This window comes from Flavobacterium sp. KY-23415, from assembly GCF_055384985.1.
The window spans coordinates 2,935,680-2,958,788 of record NZ_AP044001.1 but is presented as its reverse complement, the minus strand read 5'-3'; the positions used below and the strand labels follow the sequence as shown (position 1 = coordinate 2,958,788).

At 30.1% G+C, this 23,109-nt stretch carries 27 protein-coding genes and 1 pseudogene; 2 read left to right on the top strand and 26 right to left on the bottom strand.

What is annotated here, in order from left to right; genetic code table 11:
• Positions 1-9 precede the first annotated feature (9 nt).
• Both ACZ49Z_RS12975 and ACZ49Z_RS12970 read left to right on the top strand, forming a co-directional pair.
• Positions 10-564, top strand: a complete 555-nt coding sequence (locus ACZ49Z_RS12975) for a LemA family protein (RefSeq protein WP_464304733.1) — start codon at positions 10-12, stop codon at positions 562-564.
• A gap of 11 nt (positions 565-575) precedes the next feature.
• Positions 576-2,477, top strand: a complete 1,902-nt coding sequence (locus ACZ49Z_RS12970; protein ID WP_464304732.1) for a DUF2207 domain-containing protein — start codon at positions 576-578, stop codon at positions 2,475-2,477.
• A 219-nt stretch (positions 2,478-2,696) separates the two neighbouring features.
• Here the strand turns inward: ACZ49Z_RS12970 and ACZ49Z_RS12965 are convergent, their stop codons facing one another.
• The 26 genes and pseudogenes from ACZ49Z_RS12965 to ACZ49Z_RS12840 form a co-directional block, all read right to left on the bottom strand.
• A complete protein-coding gene (locus tag ACZ49Z_RS12965) occupies positions 2,697-3,710 on the bottom strand; it encodes a transglutaminase domain-containing protein (protein WP_464304731.1) in 1,014 nt (337 codons plus the stop codon).
• Complete coding sequence (locus tag ACZ49Z_RS12960; protein ID WP_464304730.1) at positions 3,707-4,429, bottom strand: carboxypeptidase-like regulatory domain-containing protein; 723 nt, start codon at positions 4,427-4,429, stop codon at positions 3,707-3,709. Before ACZ49Z_RS12960 ends, ACZ49Z_RS12965 begins: the two co-directional genes overlap by 4 nt.
• Positions 4,430-4,728: 299 nt before the next feature.
• Positions 4,729-5,238 (bottom strand): PsbP-related protein, encoded by a 510-nt coding sequence (locus tag ACZ49Z_RS12955; RefSeq protein ID WP_464304729.1) that lies wholly within the window; start codon positions 5,236-5,238, stop codon positions 4,729-4,731.
• Positions 5,239-5,423: 185 nt separating this feature from the next.
• Positions 5,424-6,134 (bottom strand): transglutaminase-like domain-containing protein, encoded by a 711-nt coding sequence (locus tag ACZ49Z_RS12950; protein WP_464304728.1) that lies wholly within the window; start codon positions 6,132-6,134, stop codon positions 5,424-5,426.
• Between the two features lie 66 nt (positions 6,135-6,200).
• Positions 6,201-6,932, bottom strand: coding sequence for a helix-turn-helix transcriptional regulator (locus ACZ49Z_RS12945; RefSeq protein ID WP_464304727.1), 732 nt, complete (start codon positions 6,930-6,932; stop codon positions 6,201-6,203).
• Positions 6,933-7,118: 186 nt separating this feature from the next.
• The gene (locus ACZ49Z_RS12940) at positions 7,119-7,520 is read right to left on the bottom strand and encodes a hypothetical protein (RefSeq protein ID WP_464304726.1); all 402 of its coding nucleotides are present in this window, start codon (positions 7,518-7,520) and stop codon (positions 7,119-7,121) included.
• Between the two features lie 227 nt (positions 7,521-7,747).
• Complete coding sequence (locus ACZ49Z_RS12935) at positions 7,748-8,305, bottom strand: hypothetical protein (protein ID WP_464304725.1); 558 nt, start codon at positions 8,303-8,305, stop codon at positions 7,748-7,750.
• Positions 8,306-8,493: 188 nt separating this feature from the next.
• Positions 8,494-8,988 (bottom strand): hypothetical protein, encoded by a 495-nt coding sequence (locus ACZ49Z_RS12930; protein ID WP_464304724.1) that lies wholly within the window; start codon positions 8,986-8,988, stop codon positions 8,494-8,496.
• 213 nt (positions 8,989-9,201) lie between these two features.
• Entirely contained in the window at positions 9,202-9,507 is a 306-nt protein-coding gene (locus tag ACZ49Z_RS12925) for a hypothetical protein (protein ID WP_464304723.1), read from the bottom strand.
• 153 nt (positions 9,508-9,660) lie between these two features.
• Positions 9,661-10,026, bottom strand: coding sequence for a DUF2200 domain-containing protein (locus ACZ49Z_RS12920; protein ID WP_464304722.1), 366 nt, complete (start codon positions 10,024-10,026; stop codon positions 9,661-9,663).
• A gap of 3 nt (positions 10,027-10,029) precedes the next feature.
• Positions 10,030-10,437, bottom strand: a complete 408-nt coding sequence (locus ACZ49Z_RS12915) for an SRPBCC domain-containing protein (RefSeq protein ID WP_464304721.1) — start codon at positions 10,435-10,437, stop codon at positions 10,030-10,032.
• 212 nt (positions 10,438-10,649) lie between these two features.
• Positions 10,650-11,171 carry a hypothetical protein gene (locus ACZ49Z_RS12910; RefSeq protein WP_464304720.1) on the bottom strand — a complete coding sequence of 174 codons (522 nt, stop codon included), beginning with the start codon at positions 11,169-11,171 and terminating at the stop codon, positions 10,650-10,652.
• Between the two features lie 97 nt (positions 11,172-11,268).
• Complete coding sequence (locus tag ACZ49Z_RS12905; protein ID WP_464304719.1) at positions 11,269-11,595, bottom strand: hypothetical protein; 327 nt, start codon at positions 11,593-11,595, stop codon at positions 11,269-11,271.
• Between the two features lie 221 nt (positions 11,596-11,816).
• Positions 11,817-12,932 carry a hypothetical protein gene (locus tag ACZ49Z_RS12900; RefSeq protein WP_464304718.1) on the bottom strand — a complete coding sequence of 372 codons (1,116 nt, stop codon included), beginning with the start codon at positions 12,930-12,932 and terminating at the stop codon, positions 11,817-11,819.
• 4 nt (positions 12,933-12,936) lie between these two features.
• Entirely contained in the window at positions 12,937-13,386 is a 450-nt protein-coding gene (locus ACZ49Z_RS12895; RefSeq protein WP_464304717.1) for a T9SS type A sorting domain-containing protein, read from the bottom strand.
• Positions 13,387-13,765: 379 nt separating this feature from the next.
• A pseudogene (locus ACZ49Z_RS12890) lies at positions 13,766-14,365 on the bottom strand (REP-associated tyrosine transposase).
• Between the two features lie 300 nt (positions 14,366-14,665).
• Entirely contained in the window at positions 14,666-15,250 is a 585-nt protein-coding gene (locus ACZ49Z_RS12885) for a super-infection exclusion protein B (RefSeq protein WP_464304716.1), read from the bottom strand.
• A 178-nt stretch (positions 15,251-15,428) separates the two neighbouring features.
• On the bottom strand, positions 15,429-15,911 hold the full coding sequence (locus ACZ49Z_RS12880; RefSeq protein WP_464304715.1) for a DUF695 domain-containing protein: 483 nt from the start codon (positions 15,909-15,911) through the stop codon (positions 15,429-15,431).
• Positions 15,912-16,403: 492 nt separating this feature from the next.
• Positions 16,404-17,063, bottom strand: coding sequence for a hypothetical protein (locus tag ACZ49Z_RS12875; protein WP_464304714.1), 660 nt, complete (start codon positions 17,061-17,063; stop codon positions 16,404-16,406).
• A gap of 36 nt (positions 17,064-17,099) precedes the next feature.
• Positions 17,100-17,633, bottom strand: coding sequence for a hypothetical protein (locus tag ACZ49Z_RS12870; protein WP_464304713.1), 534 nt, complete (start codon positions 17,631-17,633; stop codon positions 17,100-17,102).
• Positions 17,623-17,889: a hypothetical protein gene (locus ACZ49Z_RS12865; protein WP_464304712.1), complete on the bottom strand. Its 267-nt coding sequence runs from the start codon at positions 17,887-17,889 to the stop codon at positions 17,623-17,625. Before ACZ49Z_RS12865 ends, ACZ49Z_RS12870 begins: the two co-directional genes overlap by 11 nt.
• Before the next feature lie 196 nt (positions 17,890-18,085).
• The gene (locus ACZ49Z_RS12860) at positions 18,086-18,355 is read right to left on the bottom strand and encodes a hypothetical protein (RefSeq protein WP_464304711.1); all 270 of its coding nucleotides are present in this window, start codon (positions 18,353-18,355) and stop codon (positions 18,086-18,088) included.
• A gap of 635 nt (positions 18,356-18,990) precedes the next feature.
• The gene (locus ACZ49Z_RS12855; RefSeq protein ID WP_464304710.1) at positions 18,991-19,488 is read right to left on the bottom strand and encodes a hypothetical protein; all 498 of its coding nucleotides are present in this window, start codon (positions 19,486-19,488) and stop codon (positions 18,991-18,993) included.
• Between the two features lie 147 nt (positions 19,489-19,635).
• Positions 19,636-20,280, bottom strand: a complete 645-nt coding sequence (locus ACZ49Z_RS12850; protein WP_464304709.1) for an HNH endonuclease — start codon at positions 20,278-20,280, stop codon at positions 19,636-19,638.
• Positions 20,277-21,521, bottom strand: a complete 1,245-nt coding sequence (locus tag ACZ49Z_RS12845) for an AAA family ATPase (protein WP_464304708.1) — start codon at positions 21,519-21,521, stop codon at positions 20,277-20,279. The genes ACZ49Z_RS12850 and ACZ49Z_RS12845 overlap by 4 nt, the downstream gene beginning before the upstream one ends.
• Before the next feature lie 154 nt (positions 21,522-21,675).
• Positions 21,676-22,827 carry a hypothetical protein gene (locus tag ACZ49Z_RS12840; protein ID WP_464304707.1) on the bottom strand — a complete coding sequence of 384 codons (1,152 nt, stop codon included), beginning with the start codon at positions 22,825-22,827 and terminating at the stop codon, positions 21,676-21,678.
• Between the last annotated feature and the right edge of the window lie 282 nt (positions 22,828-23,109).

Sequence of the window (23,109 nt, the reverse complement as noted above, 5' to 3'; positions counted from 1 at the left end):
TAACAAACAATGATTTCAATTATAATTTATGTAGCAATACCTGTATTGATTGTTCTATTTCTAATATTTAGCTACAATAACTTTGTTGCAAAACGCACTTTAGTAGAAGAAGCATTTAGCGGTATTGATGTGATTTTAAAGAAAAGATACGATCTCATTCCAAATCTTGTAGAAACCATCAAGGGCTATACCAATCATGAAAGAGAAACACTTACTGAAATTGTAAATCTTCGCAATAAAGCGTTAAACACAAACGATAGCGATCAAAAAATGCAACTCGACGCCACAATTAGCCAATCTGTAACGAAGCTTTTTGCATTGGCCGAAAACTATCCCGATTTAAAATCTAACACCAATTTTTTAAGTCTTCAAAACGAATTAAGCCTGCTAGAAACGGATATTGAACGCTCAAAAAGATACTATAACGGAACCGTTAGAGATTATAATATTAGCATACAATCGTTCCCAAACAACCTAGTAGCATCCGCTTTTGGATTTCCTAAAAAGAATTTCCTAGAACTCGATAATATAGCACAAAGAGAAACGCCTAAAGTTCAGTTTTAATACTAAAAGGTATGCCAATAAAAAAAAGACTTTCAATTATATTCCTATTTACTTTCTGTCTTTCTTATTGTCAAGAACAAATAACCGACTTTAATGTTAGTATCCAAATTGAAAAATCGGGAACAATCCAAGTTATTGAAAACATAACAATAAAAGCAGAAGGAAACATTTTCAAACATGGTTTGCTTAGAACACTTCCGTTACAACGAAAAGATAAAAACAATACTGCAATTAATGTTGAATATACCATTAACTCCATTAAAAAGAATGGCATCAATGAAGAATATTTCACAGAAGAAAGTGGAGACGAATGGAAAATATACATTGGCGATAAAGATGTTGAATTAGAAAATAACACCTATCAATATCAAATTAATTATAGCACCCCATATCAAGTTGGTTATTTTGATGAATATGACGAACTCTATTGGAATGTTACTGGGAATGGTTGGACAATTCCTATAGCAAAAGCAACATGTCAATTATTTCTACCTTCAGAAAATACTACTTTCGGAAATGTGAGTTGCTATACTGGTGTTACGGGTTCAACAGCTTCTAATTGTCTTAGCACACTAAGTCAAAATAGAACAGCAATCACTTTTACTACCTTACAACTTAATGCTTATGAAGGCTTTACAATTGCTGCTTCTTTCCCAAAAGGAACTATAAATCCTCCTAGCTCACTTCAAAAAGCCTCTTCTTTTTACAGCCAAATTAAAATGTATATCTGGACTACCTTTTTTGGGTTAGGTATGTTCTTTTTCTATTTTTTAGACTGGAAAAAACACGGAAAAGATCCTGCTGAAAAGTCAATTATTCCAGAATTCAGACCACCCTTTAATTGGTCTCCTGCCATTTTAGGCTATGTTCATCAAAGAAGTGAAAGTACAAAATCATATATGGCTTCCATAATAAATACAGCTATAAAAGGCGGTATAAAAATAACATCGGCAATTGAAAGCGGTATTTTTACTAACACTACAGCCTATGAAATTGAGATAAAGAATAAATTTACCACCTCATTAAGCGAAGAAGAAAGAGCCTATTTCGATTGTTTATCAAGCAAAAAAAACATTAAAGTAAACAACAAGAACCATGCTCTTTTTAGTAAAGCATATAGCGCATGGATAAAAAGTATAACTTCTCAAATTGATCTAAAAAAATACTATATAGACAACACTAGAAAAAAATTCATTGGTTTTCTAATTTTTATTATTGCAGGTTTAACATATATTGTACTTTCTAGTTCTAAAACCCAAATAAATAGTATTGCTTATATCGTATTTACAATCATATTGGCAATTTTCACCTATTGGTTCACAAAAAAAATAGAAAAAACAGGACTCATTATTCTAAGGTTTATACTTTTCTTTTTTGCTGGATTTCCTGCCATTATTATTTTTTTCTTTACACTTGTTTTTTTAACGCCTATCCAACTTATTGCTCTAGGAATCATTTTTCTAGTCTATGCTTTTTATGCTTACCATTTAGGTAAATACACAACAGAAGGTGCTCAAGTGCGCCAAAGAATTGAAGGTTTTAAACGATATTTAGAAACCGCAGAAAAAGAACGCATTAATCTACTTAACGCTCCCGAATTGACTCCTGAGTTATTTGAAGAATTATTACCCTATGCTATTGCATTAGATGTTGATGTAGCATGGGGCAAAAACTTTGAAAAAGTATTAGAATTAGCTCAATATCACCCCGATTGGTGTACAAATAATGATGATTTCTATAGAAGACCTTCTCATTTCGTCTCTGGTTTTAGTAGCGCTGTTACCCGTTCGGCTATAAATCCTTCCTCTAACTCCTCATCGGGAAGTGGTAGTTCTGGAAGCTGGAGTAGCGGAAGCTCTGGAAGTGGTAGTTCTGGTGGTGGCGGTGGCGGAGGCGGTGGCGGTGGTTGGTAGTCATCACTACCCTACTTATATCAATTATACTATCTCAAAAAAACACAAAACAATTATCTGCAATTGTTAGACCGAGCGTGTCTAATAGTGCAATTTTAAATTATTGCAAATCTCCTTATAATTTATGATAATCACATCTACAGAATTCTCTTCTTTGTTTATTGCAATTCAACCCAATTCTAGTCTAAGAATTATATCAATCTTATGAAACAACTTTTATTATTTTTTCACTCTAACAATATAAGTAAAAATATAATCCTCATTCATTTTTAAATGCACATCATAAACTCCTCTAGTAGTAAATGTGTGTTTAATTTCGAAAACATTATCACTAACTTCATTAACAATCGGTTGCACAAGACTACTATTTTTACCGGAACCAATTTCTATTCTTATCGTTTTTTTTTCTAATGAATTTAATGCTTTTATAAAAAACACTACTTCTTTGTTTTTAACCACTTCGTTCCTAAATTCTAAAGAATGCATTGGAAAAAGCTTATATTTAAATGCTTCATTATACATAATTGGCATTTTTTCGAAGGCTGAAAACTGTGTTTCTCTAGCTGTTAACAACCATTTCGAATCTAAAGGAAAATGATTTTTTACAAACCAATTGGGATCGGTTAAAAAATAACCATCATTAAATTCATGTTCAAACTTGTATTCATTAGCATTATAATAACCACTTGACCAAGTTGCATCGCACAAATACCATTTATCATTAAGTTGCACAGCATTCCATGAATGATTTGGTGTTGTAAGTTGTAATGTTTCATTATTTGCTGTCCGACCATAACCATCAATTATCTCACACTCAATATTGGCAAAGTTGGAAAGTTCTTTAATAAGATAGGCATAACCCGTGCAAACTGTTTTTTGTTCTTTCAATAGCTTTTTAAAAACTTTCAAACTAAACGCTTTGTTCCATTCCGCTAGTTGTATAGTATCGTTTTTAAACTTTTTTCGCGCTCTTGCATTTTTCAAGTAGGAACCATAATCATACTTAATATTTGTGCTTACCCAAACAAAAATCGCTCTAAATTTTTCAACATCTGTAGCCAAACTATTTGTTAAGTCATATGCCAATTTAGGCATGTTTTCTAAACTTTCGCCCTTATACTGAAGTGCTTTTGCATCTGCTTTGGTGAAATTGACACCCTTAAAATCTGATAATTGCGCTTGTAAACTAGTACTTCCAAAAAAAAGAATTAGTAAATAAAAAAACTTTATCATTTTTTAAACAAGTTGCCTATTCGCTGAAAAAATGTTGGTTTAGATTGATATACTTTTGCTACTGCAACTTCACCCATTAACTGAAGTTCAAGAGCATCCATTGTGAATACATTTTTTTCCCTATTTGAAATCTTCACTTCTTTAGTTTTATAACCAAGATAACTTATTATTAGTATGGCTTCTTTTTCTAATGGTTTTGGAAAAGTAAACTCACCATTAAAATCTGTAGCAACTCCAATATTAGTTCCTTTCAAAGTGATACTCGCTCCAGGAAGTGGCAATCCTCTTTCATCATAAACAACTCCAGAAGTAAGGCCTTGAAGGTCTTGATTATTTGAAGTCACATCTTTAACTTTCTTTTTATCCGTTTGCACTTGATGTGTAGTCCTATTTGAAGTGTCTTCCTGTGCAAATCCATTAGTAAAAGATAATAATGAAAGTAATGAAAACCCCATGATACTTGCGTTCCAAAACTTTCCTTTTGGTTGCGAAATAGCAGTTTGACTTTGGTAGTTTTTTAACTGCTCCTCACGAAAATAACCACATGTTTTTTTAGTATTATTTTTAAAATAATCTATAATTTGACTGTCTGTCATCTCAGTAAAATTGACAACTTCTTTCCGACAGGAATTACAAAAACCTCCTTTTTCTGTGGGGTGGAAATTATCGAATTTTTCAGAACATGGTTTTTCTATAGAAAGGCTAATCTTCTGACTCATAAGGCTAATGACTATTATTAATCAATTATCAACGCAAAAAACACATTAAAAATTGAACTTAAATTAGAAAACGGTTAACAACTTCGCAACAAATAGCACTAATTTGATGCTTCTCAAATATATAAAAAAACTTTCAATACCTCAACATTGTTTTCACTAATTGAAATACGCTTCATATACATATGCTGTCTATTTGATAAAGCCATATCGTTTTACAAATAGCTCAGTTTAATAAAAAAGAACAGATACTCTTCTTAAAAGGCTCTACGCTTTTTTTGACAACTTTATGGAGTATCTCTTTACTGAATATTAAACGATTGCATAATCTTTAATGCCAAATGTTTCGTTTTTTCAAACCTATCCAATTCACAAGTATAGGTTATTACATAGGCTTTTTGATGTTTTAAAATATAATATTGCATAAATCTCAGTTCTCTTCTTTTCCTTATATCAGCTTGATATTCAACAAAATGAACTTCATTTCCGTTAATTTCTATTCTTTCACTTTGATAAAGCTTAGAACCTTCAATACTCCTAATTTGATTTTCAGACAATTGAGTATATGAGTCGAGATTATAATCATTTCCAATATCCTGAATTATTAAATTAATATTTTCTGTATTTCCGCTAAATAGATAAATATGTGCTCCTAAACTTTTTGAAACATCAATACTCCAATTTTCTGGATATTTAAATGAAATCGAACCATCTTCTGATTTATAATCTATCCATTCTGATTTTTCAGAATTTCCTTTACAAGAAATCAATATTATTAAAATAACAATAAAATATTTGGATAATGCTTTCATAATTTTTGCAAACTTAATTATATACTCTTCTTTCTAAATTAATTGTGCAATATACAATATAACTGATTAACTCAATATGACTATTTCTTGGTAAAAAAAATCATCTTCTAAAGACCATCAAAAAAATAGTCATAACCCTCAGAAGTATAAAAATACTAATAGAAGACCAATTGCAGAGTGAAAACTTACTTCGAAACTTTATTATTTCTAATGCGATCCACATTCCTATTCATTGAATGTCTAATAACAGTACGATAAACAAACCGCTTCAAGCTTCCCAATTCTTGTTGGTGTTTTGCATAGAAATCATCGGGAGTATCAAACAACCCAAAATCCTGATTTATTCCTTTATCTTGAATATAAGTATGATTTTCATTCCAGTCTATGGGTGGATTTTCAAAAGTATTAGTTGCCACACCATAACCGCAAAAAGTTGTCTTGCATTCTTTATTCATTTCCTGCAATTGCGCTAAATAATCGCTATCTAAAATAACCCCTTCTAGAAAATACCAATGGTTATTCACATATACTTCTACCCAACTATGCAAAATATTTTTGGGCGAAAGCCAATACCAAATGCCCGTAATAGCTCCTTTCTGTAGTGCTTTATCAATGGTAAAACCATGAATTCTGTTAGGCACACCCGCTGCGCGCAACAAAGCCATTAATAAAGTTGCCTTAGTATTGCATTGCCCATAACCCTCTTGCAATACTTGCGAGGCAGTAATATCGTCAGCACTATTATATCCAAACTTAATTTCATCTCTAACAAAATTATAAATAGATTGTACTCTTTCAACAATCTCCATCATTGCCCATTTTCTCCTTTCTACTAAAGATTGTATCGAAGCATCAGAATAATTTAGTAGCGCTGTTTCTTTTAAATAATTGTGCATATTTTTTTAAATTCTATTATACTACAAAGTTGCAAAGTTGCACGCTCTTAAAATTGTATAAACTGGCTATTCTTTAGGTATAAAAAATTTAGGTGTAACGCCAAATGTTTCTATAAATGTGCGTGTATAATGCGAACTATCAGAAAAACCAAAGGCATGAGCAGTTGCTGTAATGGAATTCTTTTGCAAATAGGGTAATGATTTGACCACTCTATTCCAGAGCTGATATCGTCTGAAATTTAGGCTTGTTTTTTCCTTAAAAAGGTGCAAAAATCGTGAAGGAGATAAAAAACAGTAAGCTGCCACTTCTTCTAAAGGCACTACTCTATCAAAATTAGCATCTAAAAAATCAATGGCATTACTAATTCTATCTTCTTCTAGTAGTTTCTCTTGTTCATGAGTGCTTCTGTATTTTGTTAAGGTTTTCGAAATTAAACAACATAGCTTTTCAAAGCTAATTGCTTTCTTTTCAAAACGCTCTAGTGCAGCAATACAACTTATGCTGAGTTCATTTTCTAGAATTGCATTTTTGGAGCTTCCAAACGCTACTTGCAATCGATACCCAATAGCGCTCAATGGGTTTATGAGTATGGTTATTTGATTCGTGTGACTTATTAATTTATGTTGCTGTTTAGGTAGCAATAAAAAAGCATTACCAATAACCTCTTTTTCGTTTGCAATAGTAAGTTGCATTTCGGGTTGTAGTGCAATACTTATCTGAATAGCATAATGCTTATGGAATTTATTATCGGATAGTTTTCCCATAAATAATCCGAAGTCCTTCTCAAAGTGAAACATCTTTACCGTTTTTATTATAAATTACTAGCATACAATAAGGACAAATACCCAATTTTAATACGCATTTCATTAAAACCCGTTGCCTAACATGTAAATGTTTGATTCTAATTCTCTAATTTAAACTGCTCTTTTAGTAAATAGACTTACCCAAAAAATTAATTTTATTTAATGTTTTAAATAGCTTATCTATTCAGTTATTGATTTTTTGTATTCTAACTGAATTTCAGTTGGTACATCAACAAATTCAATGGCATTTAGGTCAGTTTTTAAACTCAAAAGTGTTTCCACCATAAAACGATCCAAATCAGACGGAATTTTCATTTTACTTTTTCGAAATTGATCGATTAAAACATGCAGATACTCTGCTATTGTTTTTTGTCCATCAGCATCTAAAAACATTTCTTGCAACCAATAATCCATAGTAATCATTTTGATTTTTCCATCACCATCTTTTTCTATTAGAGAAATTTGTTCCGAGTTTATCCAAGTCCATTGCTTTGTTCTCACAAAATATTTTTCCCTTTCAGAGTACGACTCAATAAAATCAAATACAGGAATATTTTTTTTCTTATTAAAAAAGTCAAACATATTAATCTAACAACGTTTTAATTTTTCTTTTCAAATTACCACCAACATCAGTTCTTCTAAAAAACATCCGTTTGTACAATTTCAAAGTAAAAATAGCTTATTCAAGCTACACTAAAAAACTTTTCGTAAACTTCGTAGTAATGAATGTAGAATTGGTAATCTGGATTTAATTTATCTTTTCATTGGTCTTCAGTAATAAACAAATCTTTGCTCTAGCATTTCTCAAATCAATTGAATAAACTCTTAAGTAATTTTCTTGTATTTTTATCAAGTTCAACAATTTTTAGACTGTTATTAAACTCGAAGTTTATATTCTTACTATTCTCTTCTCCAATTTCTAATTGGTAACTGCTTATTGTTTTTTTTATTTCTCTTTCATTTTCAACAATAGTAATTATACTTTCACAATAGTGGTTTCGCATTGAAAATCCACCATTTTCTGTTTCAAACATTTTTACTACTTCTGATTCTATTTTCTGTTTATTCTCATAATAGAATGAAAAAAAATAATTTGAGGAGTCAATTTTAATATTTTCAGTTTCGCATTTATTTATTTTTTGAATAAAGGTTTGTCCTTTATTTTTCCATAGAATATAGAAGGTCACATCTCCACATTTCGATGAAATCATACTCTCACATTTTCTTTCAATAATTCCAATTGTATCTATTTTTGAACTTTTTAATGTTGTTATTTTATCTACTAATAACGAATCCAAAACTACATCTTGACCATAAACATTACTTGCCAAGAAGAATAGTATTAAAAATTTTAATGTTTTTTCCATTTCTCATTTTTTTTGAAGGTGAAAGCACGTAGCATTTAGCTGCTCAAAGAATAATCACGAATCTAGCAAGACGCTACAATAATATACTAACCGCACTATGAGTATTGTTCTATATTTATTATAGCTCAAGTTCAAAAACTATTATACAGCATCTAAGGCTTCCAAAGAATGTTAGCACTGCTGTTTTTTCACACTCCATATTCATCAGCTAGTTCAACATATTTTTCTAAATAGTCTGGCTGGCTTCGTATTTTGTCTAATCCAATAGTATCAAACTCATCAAGTCCGTTTTTAGCAAGCACACCCAAATATCGTAATGCTAGGTTTATTGTTGTAATATTTTTGTCTGCGTTGTTAGAATTTCTAAACACATTTGCATATTGCTTTCCTACTCCACCAAAATAATCGGTCAAAATAATTGCGAATTCTGGGTCTTTCGAGTTTGATATTTTTTTAATGATTTCTGAAATGACAATCTCACTGGGAAAGATAACACAGTCCATATTTGAAATATCGAGTTGTCCAAAAGTTTTTAATTTATGTTGCCAACATGCAGAATAATAATAGTCAATATGAAATAAAGACAAGCCAAAGTCTAAAATAGTAGGAAACAAATCGAAAGCCTTTGCTTTTTCATTATCGAAGTTCCCTTTTAAAATAATTGCTGTTATTGAATGTCCCATATATTTTATTTTATTTTAAACATGCTGCCGCTTTTGTATTCATTTTCTTCTAGCACAGTCCAAAAGTCTTATGTGTTTGTCCAATCATTGGTGCTTTTTATATTTCTATTCTCAGCACCATTAAACATTTTGTCAAGTCAAGTCTAAATACATTTTTAACATCAAGTTAAATCATTAACTCTTTATTTATTAGCACTTTCATTTTGTCTATTTTCATGTAGTAATTTTTAAATGCTTAATGAGAATTTCTTCAACTTCATTAATAGATAGATTCTCATAATCACCTCCAGAGGTATATAGAAAGTCATCCGTAGTTGGAGGATTTTCTAGCGAAACAAAAAACTTATTATCAATTCTTCCATTATCGGTAATATAAACTGTATATTTTTTTGTTTTGTCGGCAAGTCCAATTGCAGTATGATCTGCATCCCAATAATCTATCACGACAATTTCAGTTGAACCATATTTCTTCAAAAAATAATCAATCAATTGCTTTATGCGTTGGGTCTTTTGTTCCAAATGTCTAAATTCTTATGTTGTTTTGAGGTCTATTAAATTACCGCCAACATCAGTTCTTCTAAGATCATAAATACCTTTATTAAACAATAAAAACTAATGAATAAACCTTAGCTCGGCTGTCTTACTTTCTGTCGTGTAGTTTCTCATTGAATTCTATACCGTTCTTATAATTTTGTCCATTTTTTTACCTTTTGCTAATTCGTCCACCAATTTGTCAAGATACCGAACCTGTCGAGTTAAAGGGTTTTCAATTTCTTCAATTCTGTAACCACAAATTACTCCTTTTATTAAGTGAGCGTTTGAATTCAAAGTTGCTTTATTAAAAAACGTTTCAAAGGTTACATTTTCATCTATGCGCTTTTGTATCTCTCTATCGTCAAAGCCAGTCAACCATGTAATAACTTGGTGCAATTCTTCTTTTGTTCTGCCTTTTCGCTCCACTTTTGCAACATAGTGAGGATATACAGAGGCAAAGGTCATTTTTGCCATTCGTTCGTTGTGTTCGGGTGTTATCTGCATTTTTTAATTGCTTTCAGTATATTTTTTGAAGTTGTCCAAAATTGCCTGCCAACCATTTTTCTGTAGCTCAATTGAATTTTCAGTTTCAGGATCAAATGTTACACATACCTCGGTTTGCCCGCTTGTTTCCTTAAATTCTACTGTTGCCAATCGTCCACCAAACTCGTAAGTAAAACTTTTTCCAAAATTGATTTCAGTATAAACAGCAGCAAAGTCAAAACCATAACTTCCGTCTTTAGCTTCCATTCTTGCTACATACTGTCCACCAACTTTTATATCGTTTGTTACAGTGGGACAATGCCAACTTGGGTCTGCAAAATTCCATTTTGTAATGTGTTTGGGTAGCGTGTAGCAGTCCCATACTTTTTGTTTCTCAGCTAAAATTGTTGTTTTTACAATTATTTTTTCCATTCTTTGTTTAGTTTGTTTTTAACACACGGTTTTTAAATCACATAGCCCATAACATTAGTTCCTCTAAAAACCACTGTTTTATATTATTAGATTAAATTTAAAAGTAAAAATAACTGTTTTAAACAATACTAAAAAACTTTTCGAACATCTGCACATACTATGATAAAAAAATAAAGATTGATGTATAAACCTTAGCTGTTAGCAGTAACCTTTTATTCTTTCGAATATATAAATTTTAAAGAACCAATCTTCATTTTCTTTTCAAAATTCTGGTTATCAATATATATATTTTTAGGAACATTTAATTCAATAGTGTCTTTTTCTAATTCTCGTTTAATAAAAATTGAATATTTATTTCCAGTTTTTTTCTTTTCAGGATAATTTAACTTTATAATTTTTCCACGAAGATTGTAGTCTTTTTGTTCTCCAATATTGCTATTAATTAGCATTAGTACGCCTCGAAATGAAACAAAAATTACCATTCCAATCATAATTGTCATTATAATAAATGTTAAGGTATTTTTCCAAATTGCTATTGCTTTATTATAGCCAAAACTTGAGCGATATGCATAATACAAAGCAAAAAATACAGTTGGTAAAATACACCATTTAAAAGTCGTTTCAATAGTTTGATCTACAGATATAAAATCAACTGAATAAATCCCATATATGCCAGCTATAACAAAAAGAATAAAGGGAATAACTAACTTTAAGTCTTTATTTGTAATTATCATATTTTTATGCGAAATTTTGCCACAGGTTACTGCCAAAGTTAGTTTCTCTAAAAACTTTCGTTTACTTTTATAAGCTAAGCTGTTGAAAGCTGCGATTTTATATTTCTTTTCTGATAAATTTTCCAGTTCCACATTGAACATGCAAATCTATTCTACATACAAAATAGTAAATATTCCCTTCAATTTTAGTTATTTCAAAATAGGTTTTTTGCTCTGATATTATTTTCTGAAATTCCGTGAGTTTTGTTTCGTCAACTATTTCTTTATTTAATAATTGAAAACTACAATTGCTCAACATTTTAATTTCATATTCTTTTTTGCCATTATCTTCATAGGTATAATATCTATTCCCAAATATTTCAAATGAACTAGAATTCATATCTTCTGAATCATATTGCATTTCATATGTCCCATTTTCCAACATCGAACAATTTTGTCAAAAAAAAGTAACGCTTAAATTAAAAAAAATTATGGTCAAACATTTTTTCATTTCTAAATTATGTTTTTTTATGATAGAATGCGGAGCAGAACGGGAGATTTTGAAAACCGATGCTTCTGTTTATCAATTTACTTTCTTTGATGCAATAAATTTCTTTTTAGCACTAAACCCGTCATTTCATAAATATAATGTTGTGCGTTCGGCTTTTAATTTTGACCTGTTGAAATACCTCCTATAATAGGCGAAGAGAAAGTTACATTAGAACCATTCCAACTAGCGCTATTAGTTGTGTTTGGATTTAAGTAATATGCCTTTGCTTCTGTTTCCGAATAAATTACAATACTGCCTCCAGAAGCGAACCCTCCTCTAATTGGAAAAGAAAAAGTCACATTAGAACCACTCCAACTTCCACTATTAGTTCCATTTGGATTTAAGTAATATCCTTTTGCTTCTGTATCTGAATAGACAACAATTGTATTGTTTGAAGATATTGCTCCTTTAATAGGTGATGAGAAAGTTACATTAGAACCATTCCAACTAGCGCTATTTGTTGAGTTTGGATTTAAATAATAAGCTTTAGCTTCTGTTGAAGAGTATATCACTATGCAATTATTGGAAGCAATTGCACCAATAATAGGTGATGAGAAAGTCACATTAGAACCACTCCAACTTCCACTACTAGTTCCATTTGGATTTAAGTAATATCCTTTTGCTTCTGTATCCGAATAGACAACAATTGTATTGTTTGAAGATATTGTTCCTTTAATAGGTGATGAAAAAGTTACATTAGAACCGTTCCAACTACCGCTATTAGTTCCATTAGGATTTAAATAATATGCTTTAGCTTCTGTATCTGAATAGATAACAATACAGCCATTTCCACTATTGTTTTTTAGTGATACCGTATTTGTATTAGATACATTTGAAAGATTTCCTGCAAACAGAGCATAAGGCACGCTCATTAATTGATTTGTTCCAATATTTGTATAATTTGTTCCACCAGCTGGATCAACTTCTACTTTTAAAAATTTAGAGTTTGTTCCCCAATTTATTGATGAGAATGTACCAACTGTTGCTGTACCTTGTCCAATATTTAGATTAAACAATCCTTGTGCATTAGTTGTTTTTGTGTGTGTTTCCGAATAAACAACTGTTCCCGAAATAGAATTATCTAATATACTAATTTTCACTCCTACATTTCCATTTACAACTGGATTTCCTCCTGTGTTAAATGCTACTGCTTGATAACTTATTCCTTGAGGAACTTGAGAATAACATAAAAATGTAACTAAAAAAGTTAGTAATAATAATGATTTCTTCATAAGTTTAACGTTTAATGATTTTAAAAGATTTTATATTTTGATTATCTGTTTTAATACTATAAGTTCCTGATTGTAGATTAGATAAATCAATTTGATTATTGATATTTAATTTAGTATCAACTAATTTTCCACCTAAATCAAAAATGTAAATGCTATTAATTGCTTCATTATTAATTTCAAGAAACACAGTATTTGATGTTGGATTAGGGTAAAACTTTAAATCATGAACTAACTCGATTTCATCAATGCTTAATGTTGTAAATTCAATTTTTGTGATTGCACCAATTAATCCTGAACTTGTTTCATTTTGATTGGTAGGTATTACATAGACATCTCCAACTGAATAAATAAAATTATTGTTTGAAACTGCTCCTGAATTAATAGAAGATATGGTTTGTCCATAAATTATTGGAATAAAACCAATGACAAAGATAATCGTTAAAATTTGTCTCATTTATTTGTTTTTATTAGTTATATTTTGGTTTAATCTGACACACAACTCGTTTACACCTATGACTCTCTCATACATATACCACCAAAAATGGGGTAAATTATATATAACAAACGTCATATTTCCTTTCCACAAACCTAAACCATTCTTTCTAAATCCACAATACGTATTTATACGTAATTTCAGGTATTTTTTGTACGTAGAAATACGTACGAAAGACAATTCGATTACTTTTTCAAAGGCAATACAGTAATTTTTCTGTTTTGTCTGGTAATCCGTAAACGAGTATTTTTTTTAGGAATACTATTCTAAATTGTTTGCTTTTTTCACTCTCAGTTTCTTCACGCTAGCGCGAGCATCTTGCTCGTGCCCACAAAGAAAATCAATTTATATCAATCTCTAACACCGTTTGATCGTTGTTGCCATAGTTTCTAGCACTACTATACTTCCAATCTATTGGATCTGTTACAAATCCTGTTTGTACAGGGTTATAATGAACATAATTTAATTGCTGTTCAAAAACTTTTAAAGACCAAATCGCTATTGGTTTTTGTTTTGTTGCCAAAAGGGTCTTTGTTTCACATTACTATTCTTTTTCCCTGCTCTTTCAAACATCCAAAGCATCCATTCTTTTCTGCTTTCTTGTTCATTTTCAACTATCGCTTTCATTATTTTTCTAGAAGTAAAACCTTTAAAATCTCAAATTAATCCAGAAGAGTCAGCATGTGATGAACGAAAAATTAAATGGATGTGACTTGGCATGATACAATAGCCATAAATCTCCATCCCTTTGTTTTTCTACAATAGTCTAAAGATGCTATAATTAAATTAAAATATGCTATTCTCGTAAATACGTCTATCCAATTAACTGTTACACTTGAGCAAAGCAGATGCATGAACTCCTTTATAAAAATAACAAATTATGAATAAAGCTAATAAAATAGGCTCCTGATTGCTCTCCAAATTTATACTTTCTACTCATTTTGTAAAAATAACAAAACTATTGAAACCTTTTTAGCCTGATTTTGTTTGATTCTGTTTGTAGGCACGAGCAAGATGCTCGCGATAGTAATCGGGGGAGTTTATACTCAAAAGTGATGGAAAAACACGGAAAAACCAACTTAATTTTACTCCAAAAAAAAGAGGCTCACATGCCTCTTGAAATTCCTTCTAAAAACATAACGAAAACCCCATAGTGGTGGAATATAATAGGTTCCGTTCAACCACGGTTTCATTGTTCGTGCTTCGCACGCAACGAAACCTTAGCTGTTAGCAAACGTATTTATTTGTTATCTTGTTGGTAAAAGTAATCTGTAGCCCATTTAGGTCTGTCATATACTAACTCTTTTAATTCGTCCTCAGTCATTCCTTTTTGAATTCCCAAATGAATTTCCTTCAATTTATCTTCAGCAATTTTAGTTAGAGAAAGAGGAAAGTATAAGCCATCTCCAATATTTGAAACTCTTTTTAATATTCTTTTATTAATTAATCCTGCAACTGTAGAATTATCAATAGGCATATTTACAGAATTTTTTTGTTGAATACTAAACTCTCTCAATACTGATTGTTCAAAACTATCTAAAGATTCTAAAACGCCTAAAATAAATTTATTGCTACTATTAACATTTAGTTTTTCTTCAATTTTTTCTTTGAAGTAATAAATTATTGATAATGCTATAAATGCAATGGTAAATATAAAAACAGGTCCAAAAAACTTACCAAAATCATTATGAAACTCTTGCATTTTTAATACTTTCAAAAAACTGTTTGAAGAAAACACAAATATTCCGCTTACAACTGCCAATAAAATTATTATTTTCATTGGAACTTTGTTCAAGTCTATTAAGTCATTTATTTTAAAGCTCATTGTTAGGATTTTAATATTTTACGGTTTCGGGTAATATGTTTGCTAACGTTTTGCGGCTACAAGTAGTGGCGTAAACCATTACCAAGCCATAACAAATATAAACTTATTTTAGAAAATTCGGAGAATTTTCGGAATAACACAGAACTAGCCATTACTTGTAACCGCTGTTAGCCACTGGTTATAAATTCATAAGACCACTAACAGCTTCCCATTTAGGGTCTTTATTTACTTCACAACTGAATGATACTAATCTATTTTTGTCTTCACTAATTTCTTTTAATCTTTTCATACTATCTTCCATCTTCTCAATGTACATTTCAATGTTCATACCTTTGTCTGTCACAACACGAGCTACAATATGTGCAATTCCAATTTTTCTTAATTCCTCGACAAAAAAGTCTTCTACAGTTCCCATGTCCAAATCTGGATTTTTATCGGCTATTTCGTCTGTGAAGTCCACCATTATTAAGAAGTTATAAGGGCAATATTTTTTAAATTTATAGTTTTCATATCCTTTATCTACCCAACCTGTACCATTTTCGCCACTTTCTGTCTGTAGCATTAGTATTGAAATAGCTGAATCTTTAATATAGACTTCATCTGTTTTTCTTATTTCATTCCAATTTTCTTTTTTTCCAAAGAAGTTATCAAATATTCCCATTTTTTTGTTTTTTTAACTTGTGGCTAACTTGTTTATATGTCTGACTTCGTCAGACATATACAACAACCATTTGTTAGATAGGTCTGAAAACAGTCAGACTTTTTTCTTATCCAAAAATAATAATTATCTATTACAAATCATCAAAAGGACTTTTAATCTGCTGTTATTTTCTTTTATTATTGCTGGTAACTCATTTATATATATAACCAACATCATATTTCCTTTCCACAAACCTAAACCTTTCTTTCTAAATCCACAATACGTATTTATACGTAATTTCAGATATTTTTTGTACGTAGAAATACGTACGAAAGACAATTCGATTACTTTTTCAAAGGTAATGCAGTAATTTTTCTGTTTTGTGTGGTAATCCGTAAATGAGTATTTTTTTTTAGGAATACTATTCTAAATTGTTTGCTTTTTTCACTCTTAGTTTCCTCGCTAATCGGGGTTAATTATAAATTAATGAATCAGCTTTTGATTTACTATTTTTTAAAACTTATAGATTATCTTTAAATCTAAATTAAGATTAAAACCATTTTTTATTCCATTATCCCTTAAAAACCCATTACTAACAGGTATAACAAAACCTTCAGGTTCTTCAAAATATTCGTTATTAACTTTATTTCCAATATTAGAATATTCTACATTTCTTTGTCTAAAACCAAACCCTACTTTTTGCATTAAGGCAATTTTTTTAGTTAGCCTATAAACTAAATTATAATTAAGATTAATACCATATTTAACTCTTTTATAATTTGCAAAATCAAAATTATAATATGTTTTGTCATCCAAATCGTAAAACCAACTATTTTTGAACTTGTCTGAATGATTTATATAAAATAATTCGGCAGATAATAAATGTTTAAACTTCTTTTTGAGACTAAAATCATAGTACACTTCTGGGCGAATTTCATAAAGGGTATAACTTTTATTAATCAAACCACTTTCTTTTGAAAAATTTACCGATATATTTTGATTGCCATAACCAAAATCAATTCCAAACCAATATCTTTCATTAAGTTTTTTAATATACCCTACGTTCCATCTTGGAGCATAACTGCTTATAGGAGACAAAACACTTAAAGTTATAATCGATTTGAATTTATCATTAGATTGTTCTTGACTATAAAAAATTATAGTAAAAAACATGATTATACAAAATATTATTTTTTTGAATGTCATATTTTATTGCACTGTAAACTCAATTTTACCTTCGCTATTCCAACCTTCAATATTGGTGTCAAGTCTATATCTATTGCACTTTGTTGAACCTTGAAATGTTAAATAATCATTAGTGTATAAAACATATGAGCCAATTCTATTTAGTTTTATATTTACTTCAAATTCATACATATTTGTAATATTATTGTAAGGTACTTTAAACCAGTTAATTTCACTTCCTTGACTTCCTTTTATAAATGTTAATTCATTACCTGTAAATAAAGTACTGTAAGATGTTAGAAGAAATGCCTCATAATCATTAGTTTTTTCAAACAAATTTATTGATTCTCCAAAATAATTGTTTTGAGCTGGTATTTCAGTTTTGAAAGTGATAATATCGCCCTGATTATAGATGGTTTGTAATGGCTCTATCTTTATTAAGTCATCAACTCTTGCTGTACTTCCCATATCAAAACAATCTTCATTTCCTCCAGGACAACCCGTAAGGGTTGCCAATAGGAGAAATAATCCTGTAATTTTTAATAATTTAGTAACCATAACTATTGAATAAATTTCTTATTGGAGTTTCTTGAGCAGGATAAGCATTTATTAATGCATCCCGTAATTCATGAGGATTTTCTACATTTGAGTTTAATCTATTAAAAATATTTCTTGAAGAATATCTTTTAAGCTTACTAAAAAAACTACTACAAGATGAACTTGAATAAATTAACTGGTTTCTTTTTATTTTTACTTTCCACAAACCTAAACCATTCTTTCTAAACCCACAATACGTATTTATACGTAATTTCAAATATTTTTTGTACGTAGAAATACGTACGAAAGACAATTCGGTTGCTTTTTCAAAGACAATACAGTAATTTTTCTGTTTCGTCTGGTAATCCGTAAATGAGTATTTTTTTTAGGAATACTATTCTAAATTATTTGCTCTTTTCACTCTCAGTTTCTCCACGCTAGCGCGAGCATCTTGCTCGTGCCCACAAAGAAAATCAATTTATATCAATCTCTAAAACTGTTTGATCGTTGTTGCCATAGTTTCTAGCACTACTATACTTCCAATCTATCGGATCTGTTACAAACGCTGTTTGTACAGGATTATAATGAACATAATTTAATTGCTGTTCGAAAACTTTTAAAGACCAAATCGCTATTGGTTTATTGTTTTGTTGCCAAAAGGGTCTTTGTTTCACATTACTACTCTTTTTTCCCTGCTCTTTCAAATATTCAAAGCATCCATTCTTTTCTGCTTTCTTGTTCATTTTCAACTATCGCTTTCATTATTTTTCTAGAAGTAAAACCTTTAAAATCTCAAATTAATCCAGAAGAGTCAGCATGTGATGAACGAAAAATTAAATGGATGTGACTTGGCATGATACAATAGCCATAAATCTCCATACCTTTGTTTTTTCTACAATAGTCTAAAGATGCTATAATTAAATCAAAATATGCTATTCTCGTAAATACGTCTATCCAATTAACTGTTGCACTTAAGCAAAGCAGATGCATGAACTCCTTTATAAAAATAACAAACCGTGAATAAAGCTAATAAAATAGGCTCCTGATTGCTCTCCAAATTTATACTTTCTACTCATTTTGTAAAAATAACAAAACTATTGAAACCTTTTTAGCCTGATTTTGTTTGATTCTGTTTGTAGGCACGAGCAAGATGCTCGCGATAGTAATCGGGGGAGTTTATACTCAAAAGTGATGGAAAAACACGGAAAAACCAACTTAATTTTACTCCAAAAAAAAGAGGCTCACATGCCTCTTGAAATTCCTTCTAAAAACATAACGAAAACCCCATAGTGGTGGAATATAATAGGTTCCGTTCAACCACGGTTTCATTGTTCGTGCTTCGCACGCAACGAAACCTTAGCTGTTAGCAATAGTTGTTTTATTCACAATTTATAATTTCAATTTTTTTAAAGTATTGCTTGCCAGTTTTTCCATAGAAATTCTTCAAACCTTGATTTGTCATTCTATTTAATTTTCTGTAAGATGGGATTTTCAAAGTATCGTTTTCGGTCTTTTTTGCATTTTCTACTATTTTGTTATAAACAGATTTTGGAAAAGGCATATTTTCAAGTTTGTTTCTTTTAATTACAAATTTTAATTCTCCTTTAAATTTGTTGTGCTGATTTTTTATTGAATCAAAAAATATAATTAAAGTGTCTTTTTCGGTTTTCCAAGTACCAAACGAATTGTTATTTTGCATATCACCTTGAAAATTCAGAACAGCATTTCCGTTACATTCTAAAGTCAAAGTTTTGCTAAACATTCCGTAACTATTAAAGTTAGTTCTGTATTTTCCAACAACTATTTTTTTCGAACATGAAACTAATGTTATAAATAACAAAAAAGAGGCAATTATTAAAATATAATTTCTTTTCAAGTTCGGTTTTTTTTACAATTATTGCTAACGGTCTTGTATATGAAAAGTAGCGGATTTTATGTACTGACTTTTCGGTTTACAACTGACTCTTAATTTATTCATTTTCTTTCGATTAAGCGATTAAACCGCTATTTTTTATATACGTTGTTAGGCTGCGTTTTTATTATCCTGAAAATATTGTTTGAGTGTAAAAGAAAATTCTGTTCGTTCAATAAAATCTAAAATCTCTACCTCGATTAAGTCTTTTAATGATTGGTTAACGGTCAAATTATATTTGTCGATTAGTACCTGTAACTCTTCAATTTTTTCCTGTCTTTTGTCTCTTAGTTCAGGTCTATTAAGTTCTAATACACGCCAAGTAATTTCTCCTCTTTGACTTGAATTTATGTGGCAAATAATAGGGCCAAACGCTCTAATATGCTCACTTGTTTTGTCTTTATAGGGATTCAACATCATATTGGCTCTATCTAAAAAATTTCTTTTTTTATTATTACACCAATAGCAACCAAACGTAAGATTATTCCAAGTGAATGTAAGTCTTGGGAATTTAGATTTTGGTATTATGTGTTCAATGTCTCCAGGGTAAATGTGTGTTACTTTACTCTCGCAATAAGCACACTTTCCATTTGTTTCATCAATTAAAACATCTTTGATTTCAGTTCGACTGTATCTATTCTGTTTAGTTTTATTAATTACTCCAGTTTGGTAAAACTCTTTCATTAAATCTGCCGTCCAATTATCACTATTATCAATTAATAATTGAGGCTTATCTTTTTTTGTAAGCTCAATCATTTTTTTCTTGAAATTAGTTCTACTACAGCTTGATTAATATAATTGTCCAAGCCTATTGATGCTAAATCATTTTTAAAAGATTGGATATTCTCAGCTGTAATACCTGTTTTAGAATATTTCTCCAATAAATCTTCTATTCTATCGTCAACCCAATCAGGTGTTGTTGTCTCAATACCTAAAACTTGGCGTAATATTTCATTTGCAGTTCCTGATTTTTCAACGTTCTCCAATAGCTCTGATTGAACTTTATTATTGTCATTATAAATAAGGGCATAGACATTAGAGTCTTTTACTGACGATATTATAAATGGATTATGAGAAGCTACTATGAATTGAACATTCGGAAAGGCTTTTAAAAAGTTAGGTAATAAAGTCTTTTGCATTTCGGGATGCAGATGATTTTCTGGCTCATCAAAGCATACCACAAAAGGGACACTTGATTCGTCAAACATATAAATTTGCCAAGCTAAGTCGATTATTGATGCTATTCCTCCTGAAACGGCATCAATACTAAACTCTCCTGAGTTTGTCTCTAAAATAACTTCTGGAATTCTTATTGAAAGTGATTGAAAGCCTAATTTAGGTGGCAAAACAGTTTTTAATATCTCAATGAAACCTTCATAAATTCTTATTGCTCCTTCGTTAGCGTGTACGATTTGATTTCCATAACCCAATGCTGCAAGTGAAATAAGAGTTTCTTTTATAAAATATGTTTCTGTCTTATCTCTCCTTTGATTAGAATATCTTTGTCGTTGCGTGTTTCTATAATTATTAAAAGCTTGATTTTTAGTAATTGGTGAAGTAGCAATGGTTGGTACTGACTGGTATTTATAAATTGGTCGATGAGATGGAATATTAAAACCTTTTAAGGCTTGCATTCTTTGGATTTGCACGTTGTATGCAATACCAGTTTGAGTAGGAATCATAAGATTAGTTTGAGTTCCATTTGAATAAATCAAACTTCCTATTTTTTCAGGTGGATTTTGATGCGGATTAGGTGTTAAAGCTTTATCAATTATTTTTTTCCATAATCCGTTGAAATAAGTCAAACCTCCTGTTTTTTTATCGCGTTTAGCTGTTGCAACTAATTGTGATTCCCATCCAAAATGCTGATTTATTATATCAAGTATTGTTGTTTTTCCAGCTCCATTTGCACCTGTTAAAATGGTAAGCTTATTATGGAAATCAATTTTGACTTTTTCAAATTGCCTCCAAGATTCTATTTCTATTGATTTTATCATATTTTTCTCAAATGCAGCCTAACGGTCTCGGCTATGAGTAGTTGCGTGGGTTAGCACTTAACTTTACAAGTACACACCAAGCTGAAAATCTGCGAGAATTTTCAGAAGTAGGCGAGAACAAGCAATTACTTATAGCCAATGTTGTGTAGAGTTTTTATTTTGTTTGTTCATTTTTCTTTGCTTCCGCTTCTTCTTTTTTACGAATTGTCTCTTCAATTTGTGCTTTTCGTTTTTCTTCTGCTTCTTTTTTCGCTTTTTCCAACTTTTCGAGTTCAAGTATTATTTCTTCTGTTTTTACTTTAACTAGATTTTCGGAATCACTCAATTCAGAGTTATTATATTGTTTTAGAAGTAACTTGCCATATTCGGATTTTCCAACTCTATTTTGTTCGTCATCATTTATAAGTATAAAAAACTTAAACTGGTCGTCTCTGTTAACCAATGAACGAATCATAATTTCGTAAACTTTATTCAGTCTGCTATGTTCAGATTGGGATAAACCTTTTATAAATTCATTAATCTCTTCACTCTTTTTTTGATAACCTAAATCTATAATAGCTTTCATAAAATCTTCTGTCGATTTAATAATGTCATTTTCAAATGCACATTCTATTGCAAAAGAAAATGAACCTTTTAGTTTTTTTGAAAGAATTTCATCTTTTAATGATAGGTCTAGGAAATGTTGAAAAAACAATAGCTCATAATGACTTTTGTAATCTCCTTTGTCATCTAGTTTTAGATATGCTCTTTTTAACGTATTAAAATCTTCTATTTGTAATTCACGAGATAAAAGTTCATTTGATAAATTCGTTATGTCTTTTGGAATTTTCTCAAGTCTTTTTAAAATATGGACAGTTTCTTCTCTTTTTATTTTTAAGAAAAGACTATATATATCATTTTGGATTTTTTCATTTATAGAAACAACTTCATCTTTTACTTCAAGAGTTTGTGATAAAAGAGATTCATTTTCTTCACGTAAATTCACGATTTTTCTTTCTATATATGTCACGTATACTCCTAGTCCTAATGCCGCTATTCCAAATAGAATCCCAAATATTGTTAGATTATATGATGCAGCTCCTATTTGATTTGATATACTATTTAGAGTTTGTTCATTTAGTTTTGTTTGATATTCATATTTGGAATTAAGTTCATTGAATGCAGAGTTAAGTGAGTCAATTTTGTGATTAGAATAATTTAACTCTAATACAGTTTTTGTCAATAATTTAATTTGAGTTGAGTCTTGTTTCTGTTGTGCCTCAACATTTGTTGAAATAAGTAATAATATTATGATTAGTCTTTTCATCGGGTTTTTGTAAATTCTACACAACTTGTTTATATGTCTGACTTCGTCAGACCTATACAACAACCATTTGTTAGATAGGTCTGAAAACAGTCAGACTTTTTTCTTATCCAAAAATAATAATTATCTATTACAAATCATCAAAAGGACTTTTAATCTGCTGTTATTTTTTTTATTATTGCTGGTAACTCTTTTATATGTATAACAACCGTCATATTTCCTTTTCACAAACCTAAACCATTCTTTCTAAACCCACAATACGTATAAATACGTAATTTTGGGTGT

Coding starts and splice junctions, on each gene's coding strand:
- ACZ49Z_RS12870 (WP_464304713.1), bottom strand. CDS start 17,633: ATGGTTACTAAATTATTAAAAATTACAGGATTATTTCTCCTATTGGCA.
- ACZ49Z_RS12935 (WP_464304725.1), bottom strand. CDS start 8,305: ATGGAAAAAACATTAAAATTTTTAATACTATTCTTCTTGGCAAGTAAT.
- ACZ49Z_RS12845 (WP_464304708.1), bottom strand. CDS start 21,521: ATGATAAAATCAATAGAAATAGAATCTTGGAGGCAATTTGAAAAAGTC.
- ACZ49Z_RS12885 (WP_464304716.1), bottom strand. CDS start 15,250: ATGAGCTTTAAAATAAATGACTTAATAGACTTGAACAAAGTTCCAATG.
- ACZ49Z_RS12905 (WP_464304719.1), bottom strand. CDS start 11,595: ATGTTGGAAAATGGGACATATGAAATGCAATATGATTCAGAAGATATG.
- ACZ49Z_RS12975 (WP_464304733.1), top strand. CDS start 10: ATGATTTCAATTATAATTTATGTAGCAATACCTGTATTGATTGTTCTA.
- ACZ49Z_RS12930 (WP_464304724.1), bottom strand. CDS start 8,988: ATGGGACATTCAATAACAGCAATTATTTTAAAAGGGAACTTCGATAAT.
- ACZ49Z_RS12945 (WP_464304727.1), bottom strand. CDS start 6,932: ATGTTTCACTTTGAGAAGGACTTCGGATTATTTATGGGAAAACTATCC.
- ACZ49Z_RS12840 (WP_464304707.1), bottom strand. CDS start 22,827: ATGAAAAGACTAATCATAATATTATTACTTATTTCAACAAATGTTGAG.
- ACZ49Z_RS12955 (WP_464304729.1), bottom strand. CDS start 5,238: ATGAAAGCATTATCCAAATATTTTATTGTTATTTTAATAATATTGATT.
- ACZ49Z_RS12950 (WP_464304728.1), bottom strand. CDS start 6,134: ATGCACAATTATTTAAAAGAAACAGCGCTACTAAATTATTCTGATGCT.
- ACZ49Z_RS12965 (WP_464304731.1), bottom strand. CDS start 3,710: ATGATAAAGTTTTTTTATTTACTAATTCTTTTTTTTGGAAGTACTAGT.
- ACZ49Z_RS12880 (WP_464304715.1), bottom strand. CDS start 15,911: ATGGGAATATTTGATAACTTCTTTGGAAAAAAAGAAAATTGGAATGAA.
- ACZ49Z_RS12915 (WP_464304721.1), bottom strand. CDS start 10,437: ATGGAAAAAATAATTGTAAAAACAACAATTTTAGCTGAGAAACAAAAA.
- ACZ49Z_RS12850 (WP_464304709.1), bottom strand. CDS start 20,280: ATGATTGAGCTTACAAAAAAAGATAAGCCTCAATTATTAATTGATAAT.
- ACZ49Z_RS12900 (WP_464304718.1), bottom strand. CDS start 12,932: ATGAAGAAATCATTATTATTACTAACTTTTTTAGTTACATTTTTATGT.
- ACZ49Z_RS12895 (WP_464304717.1), bottom strand. CDS start 13,386: ATGAGACAAATTTTAACGATTATCTTTGTCATTGGTTTTATTCCAATA.
- ACZ49Z_RS12970 (WP_464304732.1), top strand. CDS start 576: ATGCCAATAAAAAAAAGACTTTCAATTATATTCCTATTTACTTTCTGT.
- ACZ49Z_RS12875 (WP_464304714.1), bottom strand. CDS start 17,063: ATGTTTTTTACTATAATTTTTTATAGTCAAGAACAATCTAATGATAAA.
- ACZ49Z_RS12960 (WP_464304730.1), bottom strand. CDS start 4,429: ATGAGTCAGAAGATTAGCCTTTCTATAGAAAAACCATGTTCTGAAAAA.
- ACZ49Z_RS12860 (WP_464304711.1), bottom strand. CDS start 18,355: ATGAACAAGAAAGCAGAAAAGAATGGATGCTTTGAATATTTGAAAGAG.
- ACZ49Z_RS12920 (WP_464304722.1), bottom strand. CDS start 10,026: ATGCAGATAACACCCGAACACAACGAACGAATGGCAAAAATGACCTTT.
- ACZ49Z_RS12910 (WP_464304720.1), bottom strand. CDS start 11,171: ATGATAATTACAAATAAAGACTTAAAGTTAGTTATTCCCTTTATTCTT.
- ACZ49Z_RS12940 (WP_464304726.1), bottom strand. CDS start 7,520: ATGTTTGACTTTTTTAATAAGAAAAAAAATATTCCTGTATTTGATTTT.